Origin of the sequence: Sanguibacter suarezii NBRC 16159, from assembly GCF_001552735.1 — a bacterium.
Classification (GTDB): Bacteria; Actinomycetota; Actinomycetes; order Actinomycetales; family Cellulomonadaceae; genus Sanguibacter; species Sanguibacter suarezii.
In genome coordinates, this window is sequence record NZ_BCRT01000016.1 from 254,729 (window position 1) to 280,010 (window position 25,282).

At 72.2% G+C, this 25,282-nt stretch carries 20 protein-coding genes; 10 read left to right on the forward strand and 10 right to left on the reverse strand.

Features of this window, described 5'->3' with window-relative positions; all coding sequences use genetic code 11:
* Nucleotides 1–94: 94 nt before the first annotated feature.
* Nucleotides 95–1,132 carry a ThiF family adenylyltransferase gene (locus tag SS2_RS11825; protein WP_066464299.1) on the forward strand — a complete coding sequence of 346 codons (1,038 nt, stop codon included), beginning with the start codon at nucleotides 95–97 and terminating at the stop codon, nucleotides 1,130–1,132.
* Between the two features lie 20 nt (nucleotides 1,133–1,152).
* On the opposite strand, the gene SS2_RS11830 is transcribed toward SS2_RS11825, so the two are convergent.
* Together SS2_RS11830 and SS2_RS11835 are read right to left on the reverse strand one after the other, a co-directional pair.
* A complete protein-coding gene (locus SS2_RS11830; protein WP_245643539.1) occupies nucleotides 1,153–1,503 on the reverse strand; it encodes a WhiB family transcriptional regulator in 351 nt (116 codons plus the stop codon).
* A gap of 387 nt (nucleotides 1,504–1,890) precedes the next feature.
* Nucleotides 1,891–3,963, reverse strand: coding sequence for an ATP-dependent DNA helicase UvrD2 (locus SS2_RS11835; protein ID WP_066464300.1), 2,073 nt, complete (start codon nucleotides 3,961–3,963; stop codon nucleotides 1,891–1,893).
* A 135-nt stretch (nucleotides 3,964–4,098) separates the two neighbouring features.
* Between SS2_RS11835 and SS2_RS11840 the strand changes: the two genes are divergently transcribed.
* Nucleotides 4,099–4,377 carry a mycoredoxin gene (locus SS2_RS11840; protein WP_066464305.1) on the forward strand — a complete coding sequence of 93 codons (279 nt, stop codon included), beginning with the start codon at nucleotides 4,099–4,101 and terminating at the stop codon, nucleotides 4,375–4,377.
* Between the two features lie 155 nt (nucleotides 4,378–4,532).
* On the opposite strand, the gene nudC is transcribed toward SS2_RS11840, so the two are convergent.
* Entirely contained in the window at nucleotides 4,533–5,555 is a 1,023-nt protein-coding gene (gene nudC, locus SS2_RS11845) for an NAD(+) diphosphatase (RefSeq protein WP_066464307.1), read from the reverse strand.
* A gap of 96 nt (nucleotides 5,556–5,651) precedes the next feature.
* On the opposite strand from nudC, the gene SS2_RS11850 reads away from it, so the two are divergent.
* Nucleotides 5,652–6,896: a phosphotransferase gene (locus tag SS2_RS11850; protein WP_083942171.1), complete on the forward strand. Its 1,245-nt coding sequence runs from the start codon at nucleotides 5,652–5,654 to the stop codon at nucleotides 6,894–6,896.
* A 4-nt stretch (nucleotides 6,897–6,900) separates the two neighbouring features.
* On the opposite strand, the gene SS2_RS11855 is transcribed toward SS2_RS11850, so the two are convergent.
* The 3 genes from SS2_RS11855 to SS2_RS17045 all read right to left on the reverse strand — a co-directional run bounded on the left by SS2_RS11855 (nucleotide 6,901) and on the right by SS2_RS17045 (nucleotide 14,720).
* A complete protein-coding gene (locus tag SS2_RS11855; RefSeq protein ID WP_066464312.1) occupies nucleotides 6,901–10,305 on the reverse strand; it encodes an ATP-dependent helicase in 3,405 nt (1,134 codons plus the stop codon).
* Entirely contained in the window at nucleotides 10,302–13,634 is a 3,333-nt protein-coding gene (locus tag SS2_RS11860) for an ATP-dependent helicase (RefSeq protein WP_245643540.1), read from the reverse strand. Before SS2_RS11860 ends, SS2_RS11855 begins: the two co-directional genes overlap by 4 nt.
* Nucleotides 13,635–13,700: 66 nt before the next feature.
* Nucleotides 13,701–14,720, reverse strand: coding sequence for a DUF3152 domain-containing protein (locus tag SS2_RS17045; RefSeq protein WP_157607318.1), 1,020 nt, complete (start codon nucleotides 14,718–14,720; stop codon nucleotides 13,701–13,703).
* A gap of 105 nt (nucleotides 14,721–14,825) precedes the next feature.
* On the opposite strand from SS2_RS17045, the gene SS2_RS11870 reads away from it, so the two are divergent.
* Together SS2_RS11870 and SS2_RS11875 are read left to right on the forward strand one after the other, a co-directional pair.
* On the forward strand, nucleotides 14,826–15,440 hold the full coding sequence (locus SS2_RS11870) for a TetR/AcrR family transcriptional regulator (RefSeq protein ID WP_066464316.1): 615 nt from the start codon (nucleotides 14,826–14,828) through the stop codon (nucleotides 15,438–15,440).
* Nucleotides 15,441–15,495: 55 nt separating this feature from the next.
* Nucleotides 15,496–15,720, forward strand: a complete 225-nt coding sequence (locus SS2_RS11875; protein WP_066464320.1) for a DUF3107 domain-containing protein — start codon at nucleotides 15,496–15,498, stop codon at nucleotides 15,718–15,720.
* A 44-nt stretch (nucleotides 15,721–15,764) separates the two neighbouring features.
* On the opposite strand, the gene SS2_RS11880 is transcribed toward SS2_RS11875, so the two are convergent.
* The gene (locus tag SS2_RS11880) at nucleotides 15,765–16,415 is read right to left on the reverse strand and encodes a ferritin-like fold-containing protein (protein WP_066464323.1); all 651 of its coding nucleotides are present in this window, start codon (nucleotides 16,413–16,415) and stop codon (nucleotides 15,765–15,767) included.
* Nucleotides 16,416–16,715: 300 nt separating this feature from the next.
* Here SS2_RS11880 and SS2_RS11885 point away from each other — a divergent pair, with 300 nt between their 5' ends.
* Complete coding sequence (locus tag SS2_RS11885; protein WP_083942173.1) at nucleotides 16,716–18,395, forward strand: DEAD/DEAH box helicase; 1,680 nt, start codon at nucleotides 16,716–16,718, stop codon at nucleotides 18,393–18,395.
* Nucleotides 18,396–18,499: 104 nt separating this feature from the next.
* Here SS2_RS11885 and SS2_RS11890 read toward each other — a convergent pair whose 3' ends face one another.
* Together SS2_RS11890 and SS2_RS11895 are read right to left on the reverse strand one after the other, a co-directional pair.
* Entirely contained in the window at nucleotides 18,500–19,123 is a 624-nt protein-coding gene (locus SS2_RS11890; RefSeq protein ID WP_066464324.1) for a MarC family protein, read from the reverse strand.
* Nucleotides 19,120–19,974, reverse strand: a complete 855-nt coding sequence (locus SS2_RS11895) for a PHP domain-containing protein (protein WP_083942194.1) — start codon at nucleotides 19,972–19,974, stop codon at nucleotides 19,120–19,122. Before SS2_RS11895 ends, SS2_RS11890 begins: the two co-directional genes overlap by 4 nt.
* A gap of 127 nt (nucleotides 19,975–20,101) precedes the next feature.
* On the opposite strand from SS2_RS11895, the gene SS2_RS11900 reads away from it, so the two are divergent.
* Together SS2_RS11900 and SS2_RS11905 are read left to right on the forward strand one after the other, a co-directional pair.
* Complete coding sequence (locus SS2_RS11900; protein WP_245643541.1) at nucleotides 20,102–20,923, forward strand: alpha/beta fold hydrolase; 822 nt, start codon at nucleotides 20,102–20,104, stop codon at nucleotides 20,921–20,923.
* A gap of 10 nt (nucleotides 20,924–20,933) precedes the next feature.
* Nucleotides 20,934–22,472 (forward strand): aminopeptidase P family protein, encoded by a 1,539-nt coding sequence (locus SS2_RS11905; protein ID WP_066464326.1) that lies wholly within the window; start codon nucleotides 20,934–20,936, stop codon nucleotides 22,470–22,472.
* 57 nt (nucleotides 22,473–22,529) lie between these two features.
* Here SS2_RS11905 and SS2_RS11910 read toward each other — a convergent pair whose 3' ends face one another.
* The gene (locus tag SS2_RS11910) at nucleotides 22,530–23,267 is read right to left on the reverse strand and encodes a YflT domain-containing protein (protein WP_245643542.1); all 738 of its coding nucleotides are present in this window, start codon (nucleotides 23,265–23,267) and stop codon (nucleotides 22,530–22,532) included.
* Nucleotides 23,268–23,381: 114 nt separating this feature from the next.
* On the opposite strand from SS2_RS11910, the gene SS2_RS11915 reads away from it, so the two are divergent.
* Nucleotides 23,382–24,665: a magnesium transporter MgtE N-terminal domain-containing protein gene (locus SS2_RS11915; RefSeq protein WP_066464328.1), complete on the forward strand. Its 1,284-nt coding sequence runs from the start codon at nucleotides 23,382–23,384 to the stop codon at nucleotides 24,663–24,665.
* Complete coding sequence (locus SS2_RS11920; protein WP_066464330.1) at nucleotides 24,658–25,221, forward strand: DUF1003 domain-containing protein; 564 nt, start codon at nucleotides 24,658–24,660, stop codon at nucleotides 25,219–25,221. Before SS2_RS11915 ends, SS2_RS11920 begins: the two co-directional genes overlap by 8 nt.
* Nucleotides 25,222–25,282: the final 61 nt, after the last annotated feature.

The window sequence follows — 25,282 nt, forward strand, 5'->3', positions numbered from 1 at the left end:
GCGGGGTTTCTGCCCGAAAGTGGGTAGTACGCGCCGACGAGCAGGTGCCTGTGCACAACGTCGACGACCTCGCCACCCGTGCCACGATCGCAGCATGAAGCTTCGTCCTGGCCTGCGGGTCCTCGAGCGTGGTCCCGGGACCGTGCAGTTCGGCGCCGACCAGCGGTGGGCGACGGTGCTCACCGGGCTGACCTCCGCCGAGACGGACGTGCTGCGCAGGCTGGCCGGCCCCGACCCGGTCGTGGGCGCCGAGCTGCTGCGGCGGTGCCGTCCGTCCGCAGGGGCACCGGTCGATCCTGAGCGCCTGAGCGAGCTGCTCGCCGCTCTCACCCGGTCCGGTCTGCTCACCGCGGTCCCACCCGGCCCGCTGCCGGTCGGTTCCGGTGCGGCGGACGACGTCCGGTCGGCGGCCTGCACCGCAACGGACGGGGACGGCGCGCGGGTGGTGGCCGCGCGCGCTCGGGCGGTCGTGGCCGTCGTCGGGCTGGGCCGGGTGGGGATGGTCCTGGCGGACACCCTGGCCTCGGCCGGGGTCGGCACCCTGGCGCTGGACGACGCCCGGCAGGTGCGGGCGGGCGACGTCGGGATCGGTGGGCTGCGGGACCGGCACGTGGGGCGGGCTCGTGCCGAGGGCGCCGCCGAGGTGCTCAGCGGAAGGTACCCGGCGCTGCGGGTCGGCGGTGACGGGCAGGCGCCGGACGTGGTGGTCGTCGTCTTCGACGAGGTGGCGGACTCCGTGCGCACCGTCCGCCTCATGGTCGAAGGAGTGGCGCACCTGGTGGTCACGGTGCGGGAGGGGGACGTCGTGGTGGGTCCGTTCGTGCTGCCGGGGCAGACGCCGTGCACCACGTGCCTGGACTGCCGGCGCACCGAGCTGGACCCTCTCTGGCCGCGCGTGCGCGACCAGCTCAGGGACGCTGCGGTCCAGCTTCCGCCCGCACAGGAGTCGTCGACCGCCGCGGCGAGCGGTGCGCTCGCCGCAGCTCAGGTGCTCGCGCACCTGGACGGGCGCCGGCCCGTGACAGCCGGGGCGTGCATCGAGGTATCAGCCCCGGATGCGGTGCCCCGGCTGCGGGAGTGGTCGATGCACCCCGACTGCGGGTGCGTCGACGTGTCGCCACCTCAGCGGTGACCGTCGGTGCTGCGTCATGGCTAGGCCGCCGCGTCCTTGCGCGGACGCCCGCGGCCGCGCTTGCGAGCGACCACCACCCCGTCGACGAAGACCTCGCCGCCCCATACTCCCCAGGGTTCGGCGCGCTCGACCGCTCCGGCCAGGCAGGCCTGCACGAGCGGGCACTGACGGCACATGGCCTTGGCCTGCTCGATCTGTGCGGTCTGCTCGGCGAACCACAGCTCGGGGTCGTTGGACCGGCAGGGCAGCAGGCCTGCCACGAGCTGGACGAACTCACGCCCTTCGCGCTGGGTCAGGGCTCGCTCGGGGGTGGCCTGGGCAGCGGGTGGTGTGGTGCGTGACATCGTGTCGAGCAGCGTCGTGGATTGCACGGCGTCCTCCTGAAATCCCTGTGTCGTGCCTGTCGTGGAACAAAGGGATTCACGGAACTTCGGCAAGCCACCCGGTGAGCATCAATGCTCAGAGGCTGGGAGAACACGAAGGCCGCGGATCCCTGGGGACTCCGCGGCCTGGTACTGGCTCATCTGGTGCTCAGACGAGAAGTTCCCTGGTGACGGAGACGTGGGGTGCGCGAGAACCGGTTGCGCGGAATCGGTTCGTGAAACCGATCGTGGCGTCATGCCGGATGACCGCAAGGGTCATTGTCGTGATCTTCATCTGTGCACCCACCTCCTTCTCGTCTCGGGCTCAGGCCTCTCGGCCGTCGCCTTCCTACAGGGACTCATGAACCATAGGCCGCCGCTTCACAGCGGGGCAACTTATTTATCGGACGAGTTTTCCACGAAGTTTTTCACGACCTCCAGGACCGAGGCTCCGTAGGTCTCGATCTTGCTCGGACCGACCCCGCCGATGCGCACCAGCTCGGCCACGGAGGTCGGCCGCGTCTCGGCGATCGCCTCGAGGATCGTGTTGGAGAACACGACGAAGGCCGGCCGGTCGATCTCCTTCGCCCGAGCCTGCCGCCAGTCCCGCAGCGCCTGGTAGAGAGCCTCGTCGTAGTCCCCGGAGATCTTCACCGCACTGCGCCCGACGACGTCGCGCGCGTCGCGGGCAGGGCGGCGCACCCCAGCGCCGGGGCCCTCCCCCGGCCACAGCCCGTCCAGGAACCGGGTCCGGCGCCGGGTGGCGCGCCCACCGGGGTTGCGGGACTTGGCGAAGGACAGGTCGAGGTGCTCGCGGGCACGGGTGATCCCGACGTAGAGCAGACGGCGTTCCTCGGCCACGGCCTCGTCGGTCTCGGCGAGGGAGATCGGCATGAGCCCTTCGCTCATCCCGGCCAGGAACACCGCATCCCACTCCAGGCCCTTCGCCGCGTGCAGCGAGGCCAGGGTCACGCCCTCCACAGTCGGTGCGTGCTGGGCGGAGGCGCGTTCCTCGAGGTCCATGAGCAGGTCCGCCAGCGTCGCCTGCTGCTTGGCGGCGAGGTCGTCGGCGAGGGAGACGAGGGCCTGCATGGACTCCCACCGCTCGCGGGCCGCGCCGCGCGCCGCGGGGGGCGCGGCCGACCACCCGGCTGAGGTCAGGACGTCACGGACGGTCGTGGGCATCGGCACGTCGGGCTCGGCCGAGCGGGCCGCCCCGCGCAGCAGCACGATCGCATCACGGACCTCACGGCGGGCGAAGAAGCGCTCGCCGCCGCGCACGAGGTACCCGATCCCGGCGTCGGCCAGGGCGGCCTCGAAGGCCTCGGACTGGGCGTTGGTCCGGTACAGCACCGCGATCTCGCTGGCCGGGGTCCCGGCTGCGATGAGCCGGCCCACCCGGGTGGCGATGCCGCTGGCCTCGGACTCGTCGTCCTCGTAGGTGGTGAACTGCACCGGCGGGCCGGCCGGGCGCTGGGCGACGAGCTCGAGGGCCGGGTGGCTGCCCGAGCGGCGCACCCCGCGCACCGCGAGGAGGTTGTTGGCCAGCTCGACGACCTGCGGGGTGGAACGGTAGTCACGGATGAGCTTGACGACGTGGGCGCTGGGGTGAGCCTTCTTGAAGGTGAGCAGGTGGTGCGGGGTGGCCCCGGTGAAGGAGTAGATGGTCTGGCTCGGGTCGCCGACCACGCACAGCTCTTCCCGTCCGCCCAGCCACTGGTCGAGGACGAACTGCTGCAGCGGGGAGACGTCCTGGTACTCGTCGACGACAAAGTGGCGGTACTGGCGGCGCACCGTCTCGGCGATGGTCGCCTGGGAGGCGAGCATGTCCCCGAGCATGAGCAGCACGTCTTCGAAGTCGATGACCGACCGCTCGGTCTTGACCTCCTCGTAGGTGGTCAGCAGCCGGGCGACGGTGCGGTGGTCGAAGCCGCCCGGTGCGGGACGGGCGATCGCGGTGCACGCGCGCTCGTAGTCCTCAGCCGTGATGAGGGAGACCTTGGCCCACTCCACCTCGGAGGAGAGGTCACGCACAGCGACCCGGTCCACGCTCAGACCCAGGCGCCGGGCAGCCTCGCCGACGGCGGGGGCCTTGTGCTCGAGGATCCGCGGCGGCGCTCCGCCCACGACCTGCGGCCAGAAGTAGCTCAGCTGGCGCAGCGCGGCGGCGTGGAAGGTGCGCGCCTGCACGCCGGAGACGCCGAGGTCCCGCAGCCGGGTCCGCATCTCACCGGCCGCGCGCGCGGTGAAGGTGACCGCCAGGACGGTGGTTGGGGTGTACATCCCGGTGCGCACGCCATAGGCGATGCGGTGGGTGATGGCTCGGGTCTTGCCGGTCCCGGCTCCCGCGAGCACGCAGACCGGGCCGGTCAGCGACTCGGCGACCTCGCGCTGATCGGGGTCGAGCGCATCGAGGATGGCGTCGGCGGAGCGCGGGACGTGGGGCAGCGAGCGCGGGTTGTCAGACATCACCGCCCATTCTCCCAGGCTCCACCGACACCACGACGACGCGGCAGGGACGGAGCGGGACGGTGAGGGGAATACTGGGCGGGCACCCTACGGTTGACCACGTCATACCCGCCGCAACGAGAGGACTCACGCGCCATGACCGAGACCACCGTCACCTCCCCGTCCATCCCCGAGGCCGGATCGGTCGTGATGTACACCACGTCGTGGTGCGGCTACTGCCGTCGGCTCAAGACGCAGCTGGACTCCGCCGGCATCGGGTACACCGAGATCAACATCGAAGAGGTCCCCGGGACCGCCGAGTACGTGCAGGCCGTCAACGGTGGCAACCAGACGGTCCCCACCCTCGTCTTCCCCGACGGCACCTCCGCGACCAACCCATCCCTGGCCGACGTCAAGGCCCGCCTGACGGTCTGATCCCCACCCCACCCGCCCAACCCGCCCCACCCCGACCCCACCCCACCCGGTTCCCCGAACTCGTGAACCAGCCGCCGAGCTCGTGAGCCACAGCCGTTCGCGCAGGCGCCCCGCCCCGTGGCTCACGAGTTCGGCGGGGTGGGGTCGGGGGGGAGTTAGGCGCCGGGTAGTGCGGCGCCGTACCAGTCTTCGATGAGGGCGCGGGCGATGGAGGCGCGGCCGGGCAGCACCACGGTGCCCTGCTCGATCGCCTCGACGAGCTCCGGTCGGTCGAACCACCGGGCGTCGACGACCTCCTCGCCGTCGACCTGGATGTGCGTCGAGGTCGCGTGGGCGACGTAGCCCAGCATGAGGGAGGCCGGGAAGGGCCAGGGCTGGCTGCCGCGGTACTCCACGGCGCCGATCTGCACGCCCACCTCCTCGAGCACCTCACGGCGCACGGCCGCCTCGAGGGGCTCCCCCGGTTCCACGTAACCGGCCAGGGTGGAGAACTTCCCGGGCGCCCACTGGGCGGCGCGTCCCAGCAGCAGCCGGTCGGCGTCGTCGAGCACGGCCATGATGACCGCCGGGTCGGTGCGCGGGTAGTGCTCGCTGGCGTCGTTGGTGCACCGCCGCACCCAGCCGCCCTGGACCGCCTCGGTCGGTTCACCGCACCGCGGGCAGCGGGGATGGCTGGCGTGCCAGGCGGCGAGGGCGACGGCCTCGGTGGCCAGGCCCGCGTCCCTGCTGGACAGCGCCGGAGCGAGGTCCCGCAACGACAGCCAAGTGTGCGCGGTGACGAGGTCCCCGGCGGGGCTCTCCGGTGCGATGCCCTCCAGGCCGAGCACCGGGGTGCCGGCGGCGTCGGGCAGGATGAGGGCGACGAAGGCGCCTGTGGCGTCCTCGCCGAGGTAGAGCCATGTGCCGCGCTCCTGCGGGGAGTCCTGGCTCCGGGCCGCGCCAGCGGTCCCCGCGCGCTGGGGCGCCAGCGCGGGCGCGACGGCGTCGGCGGCCAGGAAGGTGAGCCGCGCCGCGTGCTCGTCGCCCGTGGCGGCGAGCCTGCCCCGGTGCACGAGCAGCACCTGCGTCCCGTCCTCGGTGAGCACCTGCGCGACGACGTCCGGCTCGGTGCGGCGGTGCGCTCCGCGCCCGGTGGTGGCCCGTGACAGCGGCAGCGTCTCCCAGTCGACATATCCCATGGCTCCACCGTACGGCCCTCCAGGCGACGATCTGCGCCCAGCGGTGCGCCGGGGAGCCTTCGGGCCAACAGCGGCTGAGCAGATTACCGTTGTTCCGTGTCCCGCTCTCCGCTCGCCCTCGCTGCCCTGTCGACCCTCGCCGTGCCCGGCCTGGATGTCCACCATGTCCAGGGATCGGCCGCACCCGACGGCTTCGACGCCGCCGTGGCCATCGACGCCGAGCACCGCCGGTGGGTGGTGCGTGCACCGCGCAGCCTGGCGGCCGGCGCCGCCCTGGAGGCCGAGTGCGCCTTCCTGTCCGGGCTGGTGGACTTCGTCGACGCGGGCACGCTGCCCTTCGAGGTCCCCCGCCCCGCAGGCTTCGCACCGCTGCCCGACGGCGGCCGCGCGGTGGTCTATCCCGAGCTCCCCGGCCACCCGCTGCGCGTCGACCGCATCGCACCGGGCCCGGGGATCGGTGCCAGCGTGGGCCGCGCGATCGCCGCGCTGCACGAGCTGCCCGTCTCCCTCGCCGAGAGCTCGGGGCTGCCGGTGTACTCCGCGGAGGAGTACCGCCAGCGACGCCTGTCCGAGGTGGACGAGGCTGCCCAGACCGGCAAGGTTGCCGCGACGCTGCTGCGCCGGTGGGAGCGGTCGCTGGAGGATGTGTCGCTGTGGCGGTTCCGCCCGGTCGTGACCCACACCAGCCTGTCTGCCGAGACGCTGCTCATCCGCGCCGGCCAGGTCAGCGCCATGACGGACTTCTTCGAGGTGCAGGTCGGCGACCCGGCGGACGACCTGTCGTGGCTGCTGGTCACCGCGCCCCAGGAGTCGGTCGAGTCGATCGTGGAGGCCTACCAGCTGCGCCGCACCGAGCTCATCGACCCGCACCTGATGGACCGGGCGCTGCTCGCCAGCGAGCTGGCGCTGGCCCGGTGGCTGCTGCACGGGGTGCGCAACGACCGCGCCGACGTGGTCCAGGACGCGGTGAGCATGCTGGCAGACCTGGACCGCGCGGCCACGGAGGTGGGCGCGTTCAGCGTCGCTGCCAGCCAGGCGAAGCCCGCTGACCCGAAGCCCGCCAGCCCGAAGCCCGCCTCAGCGGCGCCGCGAGCGCCCCGCGAGGAGCCGCCGGCGCTCGACGAGACGGCCGGCTCGACCGAGCGGGTGCCCGACTACGCCAAGGTGCTGCCCCGTCCGACGCAGGACGTGGACACCACTGCCTACGCCACGGTCCCGGCCGCCGGGGACGCGGGTGAGGCTGATGAGGCTGAACCTGACGAGGCTACGGACGAGGCCGCCGCCGAACCGGTGACCGAGCCGGACGCAGCACCGCAGACCGCGCCGACCGACCGGGTCTGAGCCGTCATCTGGGCGGCCGCATGCCCTCCCCTGCTGACTCACCGGTGATGAGCTGTTCCAGCTCAGCCAGCCCCGCGAGGTTGGTCGGGCGCACGGTCCGGTCGTCCCCGACGTAGTAGAAGGCGGCCGAGACCTGCTCGAGGGGCACCTTGGCCCACTGCGACCAGGCGATCCGGTAGACCGCCAGCTGAACCTCTCGGGCTCGCATGGCGGCCGGGTCGCTCGGCGACCTGCCCGTCTTCCAGTCGACCACGACCACGCCAGGCCCGTCGGAGGCCGGACGGTCCGGGTCGGGGAAGACCGCGTCGATCCGCGTCCTGGTGATGACGCCGGCCACCACAGTGTCGATCGCGACCTCCACGGCCAGCGGCTGCAACGAGGCCCAGACAGACCGTTCGAAGGTGCGCTGGAGGTCGTCCAGGGCCTGGTCGGCGTCCATCCGGTCGTCGTCCGCCCCGGGCATGTCGTCGAGGTCGAAGAGGGAGGTCGAGCCGTAGAACCGTTCCACCCACAGGTGGAAGGCGGTCCCGCGGCGCGAGTGCACCGACGGTTCGCGGGGGATCGGGCGGCGCAGGGAGAGGGCGTACGCCGTCCGGTCGAGGGCGATCTCGACCAGCCCGGAGGCTGAGATGTGCGCGGGGAAGTCCATCGCCGTCGCCGCGGCTCCGCGCGCGGACCGCTCGGTGAGCAGGATCTCGCTCAGCTCGGTGAGGTTCGTGCCGTCGCGTCCCAGCACGGCACGGCGCTCGTCGGGGTCGACCGCCTCGGTCGTGCCGGCCCCCGTGAGGCTCAGCTCTGCGAGCGCCCGGGAGACGAGGTCCCTGGACCGGCGCAGAGCAGGCAGCAGCGCACCTGACGGCGTCACGGCGTCGGGGTCGGTCATGCCGGTCGCGCCGGTCGCACCGTCTGAGACGCCGCGCTCGGGCGGCCAGACCGCCTGGCGGGTCAGGTCGTCGCGCGGGTTGGTGTCGTCCGGGGTCGGTGCGTCGGCGACGGTGAACTCCGCGAGCACACCGGCGTCGTGCAGCTCGGTGAGGAAGAGAGACGGGCTGGTCGGCTTCTGCGCGGTGCGCCACCACGCCCCCGTGAGCAGCAGGTCCGAACGTGCCCGGGTGAAGGCGACGTACGCCAGCCGGCGTTCCTCGAAGACCTCGTGCTCCCCGCAGCTGGACCGGAAGTCGGCGATGCGGGTTGTCAGCTCGGCCGAGTCCTCCGCCCCCGCCAGGGAGAGCTCGGGAAGGTCGGCGGCGTCCCCGCGCAGAGGGAAGGGCAGCGAGCCCAGCCCGGTCAACCACCCGGCAGAGACGGGCCCCTTGGGTCCGCTGGTCTTCGTGGACGGGAAGACCCCGTCCACGAGCCCAGGCACCACCACGACGTCCCACTCCAACCCCTTGGAGGCGTGCACCGTGATGAGCTGGACGGCCTTGGGGTCCGGGGCGTTGGCCGGGCGGTCCAGTCCCCGCTCGCGCTTCTCGGCCATGGTGAGCCACGCGAGGAAGGCACCCAGGCTGGCGCGGTCGGAGGTGTTGGCGAAATGCACGGCCACGTCCCGGAAAGCGTCCAGGTGCGCCCGTCCTCGCGGGTCAGAGGCCAGGCGGTCTCCCCCGCCGTCCCGCCCGGCTGCGGCGACGAGCGCCACCTCGATGTCCAGACCGAGCGCCCGCTCGGCGCGGTCGACGAGCTCGGGCAACGACAGGTAGGTCAGTGCGCGCAGCTCACGCAGCATCGCGGCGAGCTCGCGCAGTCGCTGCCATCCCTCAGCGGTGAAGGACCGACCGTCTGGTCCCGTCCACTCCACCCGCGGCAGGTCGTCGATCGCGTCCACGATGGACCGCTCGTCGGAGGTGTCCCCCTCGACCGGCCCCTGGCCCGTCCGGCGCCGGGCGAGCTCCTTGGCGCGGGTGCCCAGGGCGTGCAGGTCTGCGGCGCCGAGGTTGAGCCGCGGACCGGTGAGCAGGCGCATGAGCGAGTCGCCGCGGGTCGGGTCGTGGACCACCTCGAGCAGCGCGACGAGGTCGACCACCTCGGGCGTGGTGAGCAGCCCGCCCAGCCCCACGACCTCGACCGGCAGCCCGCGCATGCGCAGAGCCGCCTCGATGACCGGGAACTGGCTGCGGGCACGGCACAGCACCGCGGCCGTCGTCGATCCCGGGGACCAGCGCTTGGCGATGAACTCGGCGATGGCAGCCCCCTCCTCCTCGACCGTGGGGCTGTAGACGGCGTGCACCGCGCCGATCCCGGCTGCGGGCCGCGCCCCGAGGGACGGCAGGGAGTTGTCCGGGTCTGCCGCGTACAGGGGCCCGGAGGTGGTGTTGGCGACCTCGAGCACCGCCAGGTCGTTGCGCCAGGAGGTGCTCAGCCGGTGCACCGTGGCGGGGGCTCCCGAGGCGTCGCGGAACTGGGCCGGGAACCGTGCCGGGCCGGCGGCGCTGGCACCGCGCCAGCCGTAGATCGACTGGTTGGGGTCACCGACGGCGGTGACCGGGTGACCGTCACCGAACAACGAGCTGAGCAACCGGATCTGGGCGTAGGAGGTGTCCTGGTACTCGTCGAGGAGCACCACCTTGAACCGGTCACGCTCGCTCTCGGCCACCGCCGGGACCTCCTCGGCGAGCAGGGCGGCGAGGGCCACCTGGTCCCCGAAGTCGACGGCGTCCATCGCCCGCTTGCGCTGCTGGAAAGTCTCCACGACGTCGAGCAGCCGGCGCCGTTCGGCCAACGACTGCGCCAGCTTGAGCACGTCGGCGTGCAGGCTGGTGCGCTTGCCACCGAAGGGCGTCGCGGTGATGTCGTCGAGCAGGCCGTCCAGCCCTGCGCGCGCCTGCTCCACGGACAGCAGGTGCTCGCTCAGCGCGTTCGACAGGTCGAGGACCGCGGCCACGACGGTGGAGACCGCGGCGTCGGTCCCCAGGTCTGCGTGCCAGCTCTCCACGACGTCGCTGGCGACCTGCCAGCTCGAAGCCTCCGACAGCAGGCGCGCACCCGGCTCACGACCGATGCGCAGCCCGTGGTCGCTGACCAAGGACGCCGCGTAGGAGTTGTACGTCGAGATGGTCGGACGGTCGAGGGCGTCCAGCGCGCTGCCGGTCTCGGAGGAGACCGCGCGGCGCAGCTGGCGCAGACGCTTGCCGACCCGCTCGGCGAGCTCTCCGGCGGCCTTGCGGGTGAAGGTCAGCCCGAGGACCTCGTGCGGGGCGACCAGCTTGTTGGCGATGAGGTACACCACCCGGGCGGACATCGTCTCGGTCTTGCCCGACCCCGCTCCGGCCACCACGAGCATGGGGCTCAGCGGTGCCTCGATGACCTCGGTCTGCTCGGGGGTGGGCGGGTGCTGGCCGAGCAGGGTGGCGATCTCCGCGGCGGTCAGCGCGGGCGCGGAGAGGGTCGGGGGTGTGGTCGTGGTCGTCATGATCGGTCCTCTCCCGGTTCCACGGACGAGTCTGCGGGGCGCTGGCTGCGTGTCTCGGGCAGGCCCAGGTCGACGACCTGGCGGCCTTCGGTCTGCAGCGGGCAGGAACGTCGCACCGCGCACATCGAGCACAGCGAGTTCTCCGTCGCGGTGAACTCCGACCCGGCCATGGCCTCCGCGGCGTCCTCGACGAGCGTGCGGGCCCAGTTCTCCGGGTCCTGCCCGATCGCGTCCTGCTTGCGGCGGGTGCCCTTGGCGCCGTCGCTGAGGAAGACGAGCTGGGCGCCCACGCTGCGGGTGCCCGGTGGCAGCGACTCGAAGGCCCCCGCCTCCACGGCGAGCTGGTAGGCCCCGAGCTGAGGGTTGGTCTGCCCCTCGGGGACGGTGGGGATCCCCTTGCCCGTCTTGAGGTCGGTGACCCGGACACTGTCCGGGCCGATCAGCTCGAGGCGGTCGACCGCACCGCGCAGCACGGCCCGGCCCACAGTGACCTCGAAGGCCTCCTCGACCACGACCTCGCCGGGGACGTCCTTGTAGTACTCCGCGAGCCGCGTGATCATCGCGTCCGCGCGGCGCCGGGTCTGCGTCGCCGGCCAGCCCTCAGGCAGACCGAGCTCGTGCCAGCGCCGGTCCAGCTCGGCAGCCAGCTCGGCGTGCCCCGCGGACGGCAGCTCGCGCGCGATGTCGTGGATCAAGGTGCCCACGGACTGCGACAGCGCGTTGGCGCCGGTCCCTCCGGCGCTCTCCAGCGCCCACCGCAGACCGCACCGGTGGACCTGCTCCACCTTGGACGGGGACACCATGACCTGCTCGTCGGCCGACCACAGCGCCTCGTGCGTGGACACCTGGGCGGAGCCGTACCAGGTGCGCGGGTCGGCCTCCCCCACCCCGGCCATCGCGAGCCGTGCCAGCAGCGCGGCGACGGCGGCAGCCCGCTCGGAGCCGTCGGCCGACGCGTCGGATCCGGTCATGCCCTCGACCGCCTCGGCCAGCTCGGTACGCAGCGTCGCGACGACGCCGCGCAGGTCGAGCGGGGCAGCGAAGACGTCGGGGGCGTCCTGGCCCTGGCCGTCCGAGGTCTCGGAGCTCTCGTCGTCGTCCAGCAGGTCGACGAAGACCGAGGGCTCGTGGTCGGTGTCGCTGGCGGCGGTGACCACCAGGCGCCTGGTGGCGCGGGAGACCGCGACCGCGAAGGCCCGGAGCTCGTCAGCCAGGACCGAGCGCCGTGCTTCTCGACCAGCGGTCGAGGCGTCCTCGGAGCGCCCGGACAGGACGTCCACGAGGACCTGCGACCCGAGCAGGGAGTCTCGCAGGCGCAGGTCAGGCCAGCTCCCGTCCTGCAGGCCGGCGACGATCACCACCTCCCACTCCCCTCCAGCGGCGCCGGCCGGGGTGAGCAGGGAGACCGTCTCGGCTGCGGCGCCCTGACGGGCCAGGGTGTCCGCCGGCAGGTCCTGGGACTGCAAGAAGTCGGCGAAGGCGAGCGCGGTGGCCTGCGGGACGCGGTCCACGAACTGCTCCGCCGAGCGGAACAACGCCATGACGGCGTCGAGGTCACGGTCGGCGCGCGCGGAGCCCGGTCCCCCGTTGATCGCGATGGAACGCCAGGTGTCGGCGACGTCGGCCGCGGCCCACAGGGCCCACAGCACGGTCTGGGCGGTGGCGCCGGGGGCGTCCATCGCCGCGCGGCCGGCCTCGAGCATCCGCACGATCCGCCGGGGGGCGCGGGCGACGTCGGACGGCAGCTGCTCCACCCGCTCGGGATCACTGACCAGCTCGACGAGCAGCGCGTCCGAGGACCGGCCTCCCCCGGTCGTCAGCTCGGCGCCGCGCAGCGCCCGACGCAGCCGGCGCAGGGCGACCGCGTCGATCCCGCCCAGGGGCGAGGTGAGCAGCTCGACGACCGTCTCGACGTCGACCTCCCCGTCCGCCGCTGCGCGCAGCACGGCGAGCAACGGGCGCACGGCTGGCTCGTCGCGCAGCGGCAGGTCCGCACCGAGGACCGTGACCGGGACGCTGGCGCTGGTCAGAGCGCGGCGCAGGCGCAGCAGCTCCGCACCGGACCGGGCGATCACCACCATCTGCGACCACGGTGTGCCGTGCAGCAGGTGCTCCGCCCGGAGCGTCTTGGCGATGTGGGCTTCCTCCAGCGCTGGGCTGGGCAGGATGGCAGTCTCCACGGTCCCGTCCGCGTCCGTGGTCTCGCCGGGGCGGGCGCCTGCGCGCCGGTGCTCGACGGCGCCCACCGACCCGATCTCCTGCGTCACCGCCTGCGTCGCGGTGCGCAGCCGGGAGCCGTGCCGCCAGACGGTGTCCAGCACCAGGGTCGTGGCACCGAACTCGTCGCGGGCGGTGCTGGGGTGGTCGGCGCTCGGCGGGTGACCGGCCGCGGCCCGTCCGATGAGCGCCGGGGTCGCACCACGAAAGGCCTGCGCCGAGGTGTCCGGGTCGCCGAGCAGCACCAGTCGCGCCCCGGCCGCCGCCAGCGCATGGCACAGCCGGGCGGTGGCGGCGGTGGCCTCCTGGTAGTCGTCGACCACCACGAGGGACCACTCGGGCCGTCCCGGGCCGGTCCAGTGCTCGAAGACGTCTGCCGCCTCGTCGACGACCACGGCCGGGTCATAGCGGGCGCCCGAGTCCGGGGTGAGCTGGCGCAGCGCCATGACGGAGAGGTACTCGTCGTAGAGGCGGCCGGCGGCCTCCCACTCCGGGCGGCCGTACCGCCGTCCCAGGGCACCGAGGTCGTCCGGGGTCAGGCCGCGCTCGGCCGCGCGCATGAGCAGGTCACGCAGCTCTTCACGGAAACCTCGCAGGGCGAGCGTCTCCGCCGGGATCGTCGCGGGCCACACGACGGGGATGCCTTCGCCGCGAGCGTGGCCGGCCAGGAGCTCGGCGAGCGCCAGGTCCTGCTCGGGACCGGTGATGAGGACAGGCGGCGGTTCGCCAGCCGACTGGGCGAGCTTGGTGAGGATCGCGAAGGCGGCCGAGGCGGCCGTGCGGACTACCGCGCCGCGGACCGTCAGCCCGAGCCGTGCCGCGAGAGCGTCACGCAGCACCCCGGCGCCTCGCCGCGTCGCGCTGAGCACGAGGATCTCGTCGGGGTTGAGGCCGTGCTGCTCGACAGCCGCGGCCGCGATCTCGAGGGCGAGCGTCGTCTTGCCCGTCCCGGGGGCGCCGAGGACCAGGGAGGTCGGTGCGGCGAGGGCGCCGTCGAGAGCACGGGCCTGGGAGGGGTCCAGCCGCAGAGCGGAGGTCCGGCTGGGCGTGCGCGTGCCTGGCGTCTGGCGCCGACCGTCCTGGGTGCCCGCTGCGGGAGGGAGAAGATCCACAGAGGAATACCACCACACGCCACTGACATCGCTGGCATCACCATCACGCAGCCGTCAGGGCTCAGGTCAGGGGAACGGCCACCCGTTGGGCACGCAGGCGATGGGCGCGCCGCTCTGCTGGACCATGACCGGAGCCAGCGACCTCGACGAGGTGCAGGTGCTGTGCCGGTGGCCGAGCACGTGGCCGACCTCGTGGTTGACGAGGTACTCCCGGTAGGCGGCCATGTCGTCGCCGTAGACCGGCGAGCCGGTCACCCAGCGCAGGTGGTTGAGGACCGCCCGGCCCTGAACGCCGCAGGACCACAGGCCCCCGGTGTCCAGAGGGGCGCACAGCCGGTCCACGGTGGCCGGGCTGGCCAGCGTCACGGTCAGGGTCGCCTCGCCGGCGGTCCGTGAGAACGTGCGCGACCCGTCCCCGCCCCAGCTGCGCGGGTCGTTGAGGGTGGCCAGGACCTGGTCGGCGAACTTCGCACCGTCGATGTCGAGGCCCTGCTCGACCTCGATCCGTACGGAGGTGACCGTCCCCTGGCCGGGGGCGGGTACCTCGCCGGGCACGACGTCGAGGGTCCCGCTCGCGGCGTCGGGCACGGTCCGGGAGAGCAGGCCGGCGGCGAAGTCGATCTCGTCCACGCCCTCAGGGAGCACGGGCGCAGCAGCAGCCTCCGCAGCAGCAGCGTCCTGCGCCGCGGCGTCGATCGCGGCGTCCACCGCTGCGTCCACCTCGGGGTCCGCAGCCTGCACGCGCTCGTCCGTCCTGCTCGCGCGGTCCAGCAGCCCCACCCGGGACCCCTCGACCGTCGACACGCCCGAGGTGACCTGCTCCGCGACGGCGACGACCTCCGCGGCCGGTGGCGGGGTCAATGCCGAGAGGGCCGCTCCGGAGGCGACCCCGGCGACGAGCCCGGTCGTCGCCAGGACGGCCGCGACCCGGCCGCGCATCGGCGTCCTCACGCGCCGCGCCGGGCGCGGGGAACCGGCTGCGCGGTGCGCCGCGGAGCGCTCACGCTGCGCGCGACGGGTCCCACCGGTCTGCCCCGGGGCGGCTGCGGGCACACCGTCGGCGGCGGTCGGATCAGGGCTGGTCACCGGACTATCGTGCCAGACGAAGTGGACCTCACTTAGGCTGTCGCTGTGCCCCGCCGTCCTGGGCCCGATCCGGTGTCCGGATCACACAGGCCCCTCCGAGCCCGCATGCCGAAGAACGAGCGGCAGGCGCAGATTCTCGCGATCGCCCAAGACCTCTTCGCCACACACGGTTTTCACCACATCTCCATGGACGACATCGCCGCCCGCGCCGACGTCTCCAAGCCGATCCTCTACCGGCACTTCCCCTCCAAGCTCGACCTCTACCTCACGGTGGTCGACGAGCGCGGCCAGGCGCTGGTCGACGCCGTCGCACACGCGCTCGAGCCCGTCGTGGGCTGGGGTCCGGAGACGGACGAGATGCCCGACGGCTACGCCATCATCCACGCCGTGGTGGGCGCCTACATCAAGTTCGCCGAAGGGTCCGGGGCGGCCGCGTCACTGCTGTTCGAGTCGGACGTCACCCGCGACCCGACGGTTCGAGACCGGGTGGACGCACCCAACCGGCGCAACGCCGAGCTCATCGCCCAGGCGCTCGTCACCATCACGGACCTCACGCCCGAGCAGGCGCTCACGGTCGCCCGGACGTCCACCGCGATGGCCCAGGTAGCAGCCTCCGACGCCCACCAGGGGACCGCAGACCTGGTCGCACAGTTCGCTTGGCGCGGAATCCATGGGATGTTGCGGCGCGAGGACCCCCCTGGTCCCACCGCGGCGCTCTAGGATCGAACCAGCCCGGCTGACCCCCTCAGCCCTCGACCATGGAAAGTGGGACCTCGTGGACATCACGATCGGCGTTCAGAACCAGGCACGCGAAATCAACCTCGAGTCGGACGCGACGGCTGACGAGGTCGCCCAGCGGGTGACCGCAGCCGTCAACGACGGCGTGGTGCTCGAGCTCGTCGACACCAAGGGTCGTCGTGTGCTGGTGCCCTCGGCAGCCATCGGCTACGTCGAGATCGGCACCGAGGAGCCGCGCAAGGTGGGCTTCGGCGCCGTCTGAGACGACGTCCACCAGCCGATCAGGCCACCAGGCCTGATCGGCTGTCAGGCCGCCAGGCCCAGCCGGCCCATCCGGCGCGTGTGCTCCGCGGTCAGTTGGGCGAAGACCCAGCTCTGGTCGACGTCGGTCTCACCGGCCCGCTGACGGGCACCGTCGAGCACGAGGCGGTTGAGCCCGTCGTGACGGACGATGAGCGACTGCATGAGGCCGAGGGCCTCCCCCACCAGACGCCGGCCCCACAGCGCGAGCCGCGAGGCGAGCACCCCGTCCCCACCTGCGGCGTCGGCCAGCAGGCGGACTGACATCTCGGCGTTGCGGTTGTCGTCGAGGACCTCGATGACGAGGGAGCGGGTCTGCTCGTCCAGCCCGTCGACGGCGATGCGGCAGAAGTCGTCGGCCACCCCGTTGCCGACATATCCCTTGAGCAGGTTCTCCCACCAGGTGCCCGGCACCGTGCGGGCGTTGTAGTCGTCGAAGGTGCCGTCGAAGGCGAGCAGCTGCGCGTCCGCGTCGCCGCCCAGCTCCTCGATCCGGGCGAGGATCCGCTCCATCCGGTTCACCGCGTCACCGGCCAGGCGCACCAGTCGCAGCTGGTGGTCCGACGTCGGGGCGGTGGCGGCCGCACCCGCGAGGCGGGTGAAGGTGGTCAGCTCGGTGTAGGCGATGAAGCCGAGGAGCTCGAGGGTGTCACTCATCTGACCAGGATAGGACGCGCGGGCAGCCAGTCCGGCCACGCCATCGCAGCGCTGTGCGGGCAGGTTCCGCAGGGATGGGCCGTTCGTCCGATAGACTAGGGACGTACATCGGTTGCCCGGTCGTCTCGACCTACTGTCACGCAGGTCCGCTCGTCAGAGCGATCCGCCTGACGCCGCATATTCGCGATCGGCTGCCGGCCACAGGCGAGCATGCCCGTGCTGACACCGGAGCGCCCTGGTTCGCCCAGGTCGCGACCCCTGCAGCCACGTGTGGCGCCGCCCAGACTTACATGAGGCAACGTGACCAGCACTTCAAGCAGCGTCCAAGCTGCTGACGTTACATTCGACGACTTCGGCGTCCGTCCCGAGATCGTCCAAGCCCTGGCAGATGCAGGCATCACCACCCCCTTCCCGATCCAGGCGATGACGCTTCCGGTCGCGATGGCCGGGCACGACATCATCGGTCAGGCCAAGACCGGGACGGGCAAGACGCTCGGCTTCGGCGTGCCGCTGCTGCACCGCGTCGTGGGACCGGGCGAAGAGGGCTACGACCAGCTGCCGGACCCCGGCAAGCCGCAGGCCCTCGTCATCGTCCCGACCCGTGAGCTCGCCGTGCAGGTCGCCAACGACCTGACCGCCGCGTCCGCGAAGCGCCCCGTGCGCATCGTCCAGCTCTACGGTGGCCGGGCCTACGAGCCCCAGGTCGCCGCGCTGACCAAGGGCGTCGAGGTCGTCGTGGGGACCCCGGGCCGGATGATCGACCTGCTCAACCAGGGCCACCTCAACCTCACCCGGGCGCAGTGCGTCGTGCTCGACGAGGCCGACGAGATGCTCGACCTGGGCTTCCTGCCCGACGTCGAGAAGCTCCTCTCCCGCACCCCGGCCGCGCGCCAGACGATGCTGTTCTCCGCGACGATGCCCGGCGCCGTCGTGTCCATGGCTCGCCGCTACATGACGCAGCCGACCCACATCCGGGCCAACGACCCCGACGACGGCGGCCAGACGGTCAAGAACATCAAGCAGGTCGTCTACCGCGCCCACGCCCTGGACAAGGTCGAGGTGCTCGCCCGCATCCTGCAGGCGCAGGGCCGCGGTCTCTCGATCGTCTTCGCGCGGACCAAGCGCACCGCGGCGAAGGTGGCCGACGAGCTCACCGAGCGCGGCTTCGCGGCCGGCGCCATCCACGGCGACCTCGGCCAGGGCGCCCGCGAGCAGGCGCTGCGCGCCTTCCGCAACGGCAAGGTCGACGTGCTCGTCGCGACCGACGTCGCCGCGCGCGGCATCGACGTCGACGACGTCACGCACGTCATCAACTACCAGTGCCCCGAGGACGAGAAGACCTACCTGCACCGCACGGGTCGCACCGGGCGCGCGGGCAACAAGGGCACCGCGGTGACCTTCGTCGACTGGGACGACATGCCGCGCTGGGGGCTCATCAACAAGGCCCTCGGACTGGACATCCCCGAGCCGGTCGAGACGTACTCCACGTCCCCGCACCTGTTCACCGACCTCGACATCCCCGAGGGCACCAAGGGCCGTCTGCCCAAGTCCGCGCAGACCCGCGCCGGCCTGGGCGCCGAGACCCTCGAGGACCTCGGCGAGACGGGCAAGCGCGGCGGCGCGCCCAAGCGCGACGGCGGTTCTCGTGACAGCTCGCGCGGCAGCGCCCGTTCCTCCTCGCGGGAGGCCGCACCGGCACGGGAGGCAGCGCCTGCTGCCGAGGCCGCACCCGCTGGGGAAGCGCGTCGCCCCCGCACGCGTCAGCGCACCCGCAGCAGCCAGACCGGCAGCCAGAGTGCTGAGGCCGCCGCGCCGCGTACCGCGGACAGCGCGTCTGCGCCGACCACCGGGCCGTCGTCGAACACGACTGCCGTGAAGGCCGAGAACGACGGGGCCGAGCGCCCCCGTCGTCAGCGCAGCCGCCGCCGTTCACGCGGCGACGCGCCCGCGGCTGGCGGGGACACCCCGGTCACCGCGTGATCATCCGCTGACCGGCTCCGGCCGTCAGCACGAACGAAGGGGCGTGGCCACCGGCCACGCCCCTTCGTTCGTCTCTGCTCAGACCGTCCCGCTCCTGCCGCGGGTCAGCTGGCGGCTTGGACGAAGGCAGTCACGGCGTCGGCGATGAGCTGGACGGCGATGGCTGCCAGCAGCAGGCCGGCGATGCGGGTGACGAGCAGCGTGCCGCTCTCCCCGAGGATCTTGTGGACCACGTTGGCGAAGCGCATGGCCAGCCACAGGCACAGGCAGACCGCGACGAAGCCGAGGAAGATCGAGACCCAGTCCTCGGAGGAGCCGTCAGCGCGCTGGACGAACAGCATGGACGCCACGATCGCACCCGGTCCCGCGAGCAGCGGGGTGCCCAGCGGCACGAGCGCGACGTTGACTCCCTTGGCCCCAGGCTTGGGCTCTTCCATCTTCCCGGTGAGCAGCTCCATCGCGATGAGCAGGAGCAGCAGCCCTCCGGAGGCCTGCAGCGCAGGCAGGGAGATGTGCATGTAGCTGAGCAGCTGCTGACCGAACAGCGCGAAGGCGAGGATGACGCCGGCGGCGACGAAGATCGCCGTGCGGGCGGCCTTGGCGCGCTGCTTGTGGGTCATCGCGCTGGTCAGCGCGAGGAAGATCGGGACCGTCCCTGGCGGGTCCATGATGACGAACAACGTGATGAACACTTCGGTAAACAGGCGGGCGTCAAGCACTGCGCTCACTGGCGGATCACTTCACTACGACCTAACTCTTCTATCTGGGCGAACACGTCGGGGTGGGTGGTGTTCTCGGCGAGCCGGTTCGGTTTACCGGTCCCGTGGTAGTCGCTCGACCCCGTCATGATGAGGCCCAGCGACCGTGCGATCTCGGCGAGTCGCACCTGTTGTGCCTGACTATTGTCCCGGTGCCGGACCTCAAGTCCGACCAGGCCCGCGTCGGCCATCTCCTCGATGACCGTGTCAGGGACGACCCGGCCCCTCCCGTCGGCTCCCGGGTGGGCGAACACCGGCACGCCGCCGGCGTCGCGCACTGCGCGGATCACCTCGATGCCGTCGGGTGCCACGTGCGGCACGTAGTACGGCGTGCCCGGGCGCAGGATCGAGGTGAAGGCGGCGGACCGGTCGGTCAGATATCCTAGCGCGACGAGAGCGTCGGCGATGTGCGGACGCCCGATGGTCGTTCCCGGCTCGGTCTGAGCCAGCACATCCTCCCAGGTGATCGCGTAGTCCCGGGAGAGGCGGTCGACCATGTGCCGGGCCCGTTCGGTCCGGGCGGCCTGGACCTCCGCGTTCTGGAGCACCAGCGCTTGGTGGGCCGGGTCGTGCAGGTAGCTGAGCAGGTGGACGCTGATCCCGTTGGAACGGGCCGAGAACTCCGTCCCGGGCACCAGCACGACGCCGAGGCGGCGCGCCGCCGCACCGGCCTCGGCCCATCCTGCTGTCGTGTCATGGTCGGTGAGGGCGACGACGTCCACCCCTGCAGCGGCTGCCGCGGCGACGAGTCCCGCGGGACTATCCGTGCCGTCAGAGGCGTTGGAGTGGGTGTGGAGGTCGATCACGAGGTCGCGAGGCACACCCACACTGTACTTTCACGGCACTCGCTCAGGGCTGTCGCCACCGCACACGCGGCGCGTGCGACCCTCGGAATCGGCCAGCTCCCTCTGAGCCCTCTCCTGCCCCTCTCCTGACAAGGCGGTACTTGTGAAGCGTCCTGCTCTCGTGTTCATCCATGGTGTCCGCAGCTCCAGCGCGCTCTGGGACGCCCAGCTGCGTGCAGCGCGCGCGGCCGGCTACGAGGCCGTCGCCGTCGACCTGCCCGGCCACGGCGAGCGCCGGGACGAGCGTTTCACCCTCGACACCGCCTTCTCCGTGATCGACGACGCGATCGCCTCGATCGGCGACGGCACCAGCCCGGTCGTGCTCGTGGGACTCTCTCTCGGCGGGTACGTCACCCTCGAGTACGCCGCCCGCCAGCCCGAGCGGCTCGCCGGCGTCATCGCCTCGGCCTGCAGCTGCGACCCCAAGGGCAAGCCGGTGCGGATGTACGGGCAGGTGGCCCACCACGTGAGCCGTGCCGTGGGCACCGCGCGGACGTGGATGGGGCGATGGACCCCTGCGCTCCTGCCGCACCTGACCGGCCGCCGGCTCCAGGTCGACGGGTCCACGGCACCCTTCCGACCCGGCTGGGACGTGGTGACCGACATGCTCGGCCAGCTCGCCGGCCGGTCCTCGATCGAGAACCTCAAGCAGATCACCGTCCCGATCTGGCTCGTCAACGGCAAGCGCGACCACCTCCGCCTGGAGGAGCGCAAGTACCTCGCGGCGGTGCCGACCTCCCAGCTCGTGGTCATCCCCGGAGCCGGTCACGACGTGAGCTTCGAGGCACCCGAGGAGTTCAACCGGGTGATGCTCGGCGTGCTGGAGGATATCGAGCACGAGCGTGCCGTCCTCCCGGCGGCGTCGTCGACCTCGCCGACCTCCGCATCGGGCGTCACGACTGTGGCCCTGGCGCGCGGGGTGTGAAGATGGACGCATGAACGACCAGACCTCTCCCCTGACCACTCTCGCCTCCGAGACGACCCCCGACGCCCAGCCCCTCGCCGACCGCGGGGAGAACCGGTCCCAGCGACCGTCGTCCCCGGCGTTCCGCGACTTCATCACGAGCAGCTGGGCTCCGCGCGCGGCCTCGACCGTCGTCCCCAGCCCCGCCGCGGAGTACACCGCCGCACGGCGCGCAGCGCTGTCGGACGCCTTCCCCGGTGACCGCCTCATCATCCCCGCGGGCACGCTCAAGCAGCGGTCCAACGACACCGACTACCGGTTCCGTCCGCACTCGGCCTTCGCCCACCTCACCGGTCTGGGCACCGACCAGGAGCCCGACGCCGTGCTGGTGCTCGAGCCGTCGGCCGCCGGCGGCCACGACGCGGTGCTCTACGTGCGCCCGCTCGCCGAGCGTGACACCGAGGAGTTCTACGCCGACTCCCGCTACGGAGAGTTCTGGGTGGGCGCCCGCCCGTCCCTCGACGACGTCACGACGCTGACCGGCATCCAGGCCGCGCACGTCGACTCCCTCGCCGACGCGCTCGCCCGCGACGTCGACACCGTGCGTCTGCGCGTGGTCTCCGAGGCCGACGACACCGTCGCCGCCCTCGTGGAGTCGCTGCGCGCCGAGGCCGAGACCGACGCCGAGGCCGCCGCCTACGACGACCTCGACGCCGAGCTGGCCGAGGCCCTGTCCGAGCTGCGCCTCATCAAGGACGACTACGAGATCGCCCAGATGCGCGAGGCCGTGGCTGCCACGATCGACGGCTTCGCCAAGGTGGTGCCTGCGCTGCCCACGGCCACCGGTCACCGCCGCGGCGAGCGCGTCGTGGAGACGACCTTCGACGCGCACGCGCGCCTCGAGGGCAACACCGTGGGCTACGAGACCATCGCGGCCTCGGGCGAGCACGCCACGATCCTGCACTGGATCCGCAACGACGGCCAGGTCCGCGACGGCGACCTCATCCTGCTCGACGCGGGCGTCGAGGTCGACTCCCTCTACACCGCGGACATCACCCGCACCCTCCCGGTGAGCGGGCGCTACACCGACGTCCAGCGCATGGTCTACCAGGCCGTGCTCGACGCGGCGGACGCCGCCTTCGCCGTCGCCCGTCCGGGGACTCGGTTCTCCGACGTGCACGCCGCGGCGATGGAGGTCATCGCCGACCGTCTCGCCGACTGGGGCCTGCTGCCCGGCACGGCTGAGGAGTCCCTCGCCCCCGAGGGACAGTTCCACCGCCGGTGGATGGTCCACGGCACGAGCCACCACCTGGGCCTCGACGTGCACGACTGCGCCCAGGCCCGCCGCGAGATGTACCTCGAGGCACGCCTGGAGCCGGGCATGATCTTCACCATCGAGCCGGGGCTGTACTTCAAGAGCGACGACCTCTCGGTGCCCGAGGAGTTCCGCGGGATCGGCGTGCGCATCGAGGACGACGTCCTCATCACCGCTGACGGCAACGAGAACCTCTCCGCTGCGCTCCCCCGCCGCCCGGAGGAGATCGAGGCCTGGATGGCCTCGCTCCGCTGACGGCAGGTCCTGGCCCGCCGAGCGCAGACGCTCAGCGGGCCAGGACGACCGCTCCGCTCAGGACGAGGGCGGCGTCGGGGTCTGGTTGGGGTACTGCGGCTTGCCGTCGACCACCCGCACCCCGTACTTGGGCTCACCGGGCGGCGTCTTGGCAGCCGGAGGCGTCGCAGCGGGCTGCGCCGGTGCACCAGGCGCCCCCGCGCCCGGCTGGACCGGGGCCGCGGGCTGAACCGGGACGGTCGGCTGGACCGGGGCGCCGGGGTAGGGCGCTCCCGGGTAGGACACCGGCTGGTTGACGGGCACATAGCCGATGAGGTTCTTCTCCCGCAGGATGCGCACGGCCTCGCCGGCACGCTCGCTCGCGCAGAGCAGCCCGTAGGACGTCGCCACGATCTGGCTGGCGGAGGTGAAGTCCCGCTTGCCGCGGGTCATCGAGTAGGACAGCACGGAGAACAGCAGACCGAAGCCTGCACCGATGCCGACGGCCACGAAGATGGGCATCGGCGTCCCGGTCCCGCCGCCGAACAACGACAGCACGAGGCCGACGAAGAGCCCGAACCACGCTCCGGAGGCCAAGCCGGCCGCGGCCACCCGGGAGTAGGTCAGCCGACCGGTGACACGCTCGACCATCTTCAGGTCGGTTCCCACGATGGTCACGTGCTGGACCGCGAAACCTGCCGAGGACAGCGCCTCGACCGCCTTCTGAGCCTCGAGGTACGTCGAGTAGGAGGCGATCAGGTCGCCGCGCGGGAGGGTGGGCAGCTTCGGTGCGACGTTCTGGCGGGGCATGCTCATATCTCATTCTCGCCCACCTGCCCAGAACCCGCCAGGCTCCGGATCTGTGACCTTCACCTGCACAAACAGTGCGGGGCGCATGCCAGGAGGCGGACCAGTGCGTAGGCTTACGGCGTGAGCAGCGCCGGAACTCAAGTCTTTGTCGCGCGCCTCGCCGGGACCATGGTCTTCGATCCGATCGGCGACCAGGTAGGGCGGGTGCGCGACGTCGTCATCCTCATGGGGTCCAAAGGTGCCCCGCGGGCGGTCGGCCTCGTCGTCGAGGTGCCTGGCCGCCGCCGCGTCTTCCTGCCGTTGACGCGCGTCACGAGCATCGACTCCGGGCAGGTCATCAGCACCGGCCTGCTCAACATGCGACGCTTCGAGCAGCGAGCGCTGGAGACCTTGGCGGTGGGCGAGCTGCTGGACCGCACGGTCGAGATGGCCGACGGCTCGGGCAAGGCCACCATCGAAGACCTGGCCATCGAGAAGCAGCGCACGGGCGACTGGCGGGTCAACAAGCTGTTCATCCGCCGCGCCCCTGAGGGCAAGTCCACCCTCGGCCTGCGCCGTCGCGGCCACACCCAGGTCGTCGACCTCGACGCGGTGACCGGCCTGGCTGACACCGCCGCCTCTCAGGGCGCCGCCCAGCTGCTGGCCGCCTACGACGACCTCAAGCCCGCCGCTCTCGCCGACGTGCTGCACGAGCTGGGCGAGAACCGCCGGCTCGAGGTCGCCACCGCCCTGGACAACGAGCGCCTCGCAGACGTCCTCGAGGAGCTCCCCGGCGACGACCAGGTCTCGATCCTGTCCTCCCTGGACAACGACCGCGCCGCCGACGTCCTGGAGGCCATGCAGCCCGACGACGCCGCGGACCTCCTGCACGAGCTGCCCGACGCCCAGGCCGCCGAGCTGCTCGGCCTCATGGAGCCCGACGAGGCCAAGGACGTGCGCCGGCTGCTCGCCTACGACGAGAACACCGCCGGCGGCATGATGACCACCGAGCCCGTGGTCCTGTCCCCCGAAACGTCCATCGCCGCCGCGATGGCCCACATCCGCCGGGCGGACCTGTCCCCCGCGCTCGCGTCCATGGTCTTCGTCGTGCGCCCGCCGCTGGAGACGCCCACCGGGCGCTTCCTCGGCGTCGTGCACTTCCAGAAGATGCTGCGCGAGCCGCCGCACGAGCCGCTGGGCTCGGTGCTCGACTCCGACGTCGAGCACGTGCGCACCGACGCACCGCTGGGGAACGTGGCCCGTCTGCTCGCCGCCTACAACCTGCTCGCTCTCCCGGTGCTCGACGCCGAACGCCGCCTCGTGGGGGTGGTCAGCGTCGACGACGCCCTCGACCACATGCTCCCCGAGGACTGGCGCGAGAGCGACGACTCCGACAGCACCCTCGAAGGAGGACCGCGTGGCTGACCGCCTGGACACCCCCAAAGAGGCCAAGCGGTCCCTCCTGCCGACCATCAGGATCGAGCCGGACGACTTCGGCCGGACCGCTGAGCGCATCGCCCGGTTCATGGGCACGCCGCGGTTTCTGCTGTACATGACGGTGTTCTGCATCGTGTGGCTGGCCTGGAACGTGTGGGGACCGGAGAGCCTGCAGTTCGACTCCGCGGCGCTCGGCTTCACCGCGCTGACCCTCATGCTCTCCCTGCAGGCCTCCTACTCGGCGCCGCTCATCCTGCTGGCTCAGAACCGCCAGACCGACCGCGACCGCGTCACCGCCGAGCAGGACCGCCAGCTCGGTGAGCGCAACCTCGCCGACACCGAGTACCTGGCCCGGGAGATGGCGGCGCTGCGCATCGCGCTGAGCGAGGTCGCCACCCGTGACTTCGTGCGGTCGGAGATCCGCAACCTGCTCGAGGAGATCGCCCTCAAGGACTCCGCACGCGACGCGGAACGAGAAGCTGAGCGTGAGGCCGAACGCGAGGCGGAACGCGCAGACAGAGAACGCGACGCCGCTCAGGAGTGAGTGCCCCCTCCCCGGGCGACTGCTGACCAAGGTCATGCCTCCTTCCTCGCGGCCCTGCGTA

What these genes read in the sequence shown, in the direction of transcription:
- SS2_RS11825 (WP_066464299.1), top strand. Translation starts at nt 95, where the DNA reads ATGAAGCTTCGTCCTGGCCTGCGGGTCCTCGAGCGTGGTCCCGGGACC.
- nudC (WP_066464307.1), bottom strand. Translation starts at nt 5,555, where the DNA reads ATGGGATATGTCGACTGGGAGACGCTGCCGCTGTCACGGGCCACCACC.
- SS2_RS11855 (WP_066464312.1), bottom strand. Translation starts at nt 10,305, where the DNA reads ATGACGACCACGACCACACCCCCGACCCTCTCCGCGCCCGCGCTGACC.
- SS2_RS11910 (WP_245643542.1), bottom strand. Translation starts at nt 23,267, where the DNA reads ATGAGCATGCCCCGCCAGAACGTCGCACCGAAGCTGCCCACCCTCCCG.
- SS2_RS11870 (WP_066464316.1), top strand. Translation starts at nt 14,826, where the DNA reads ATGCCGAAGAACGAGCGGCAGGCGCAGATTCTCGCGATCGCCCAAGAC.
- SS2_RS11905 (WP_066464326.1), top strand. Translation starts at nt 20,934, where the DNA reads ATGAACGACCAGACCTCTCCCCTGACCACTCTCGCCTCCGAGACGACC.
- SS2_RS11880 (WP_066464323.1), bottom strand. Translation starts at nt 16,415, where the DNA reads ATGAGTGACACCCTCGAGCTCCTCGGCTTCATCGCCTACACCGAGCTG.
- SS2_RS11835 (WP_066464300.1), bottom strand. Translation starts at nt 3,963, where the DNA reads ATGTCTGACAACCCGCGCTCGCTGCCCCACGTCCCGCGCTCCGCCGAC.
- SS2_RS11840 (WP_066464305.1), top strand. Translation starts at nt 4,099, where the DNA reads ATGACCGAGACCACCGTCACCTCCCCGTCCATCCCCGAGGCCGGATCG.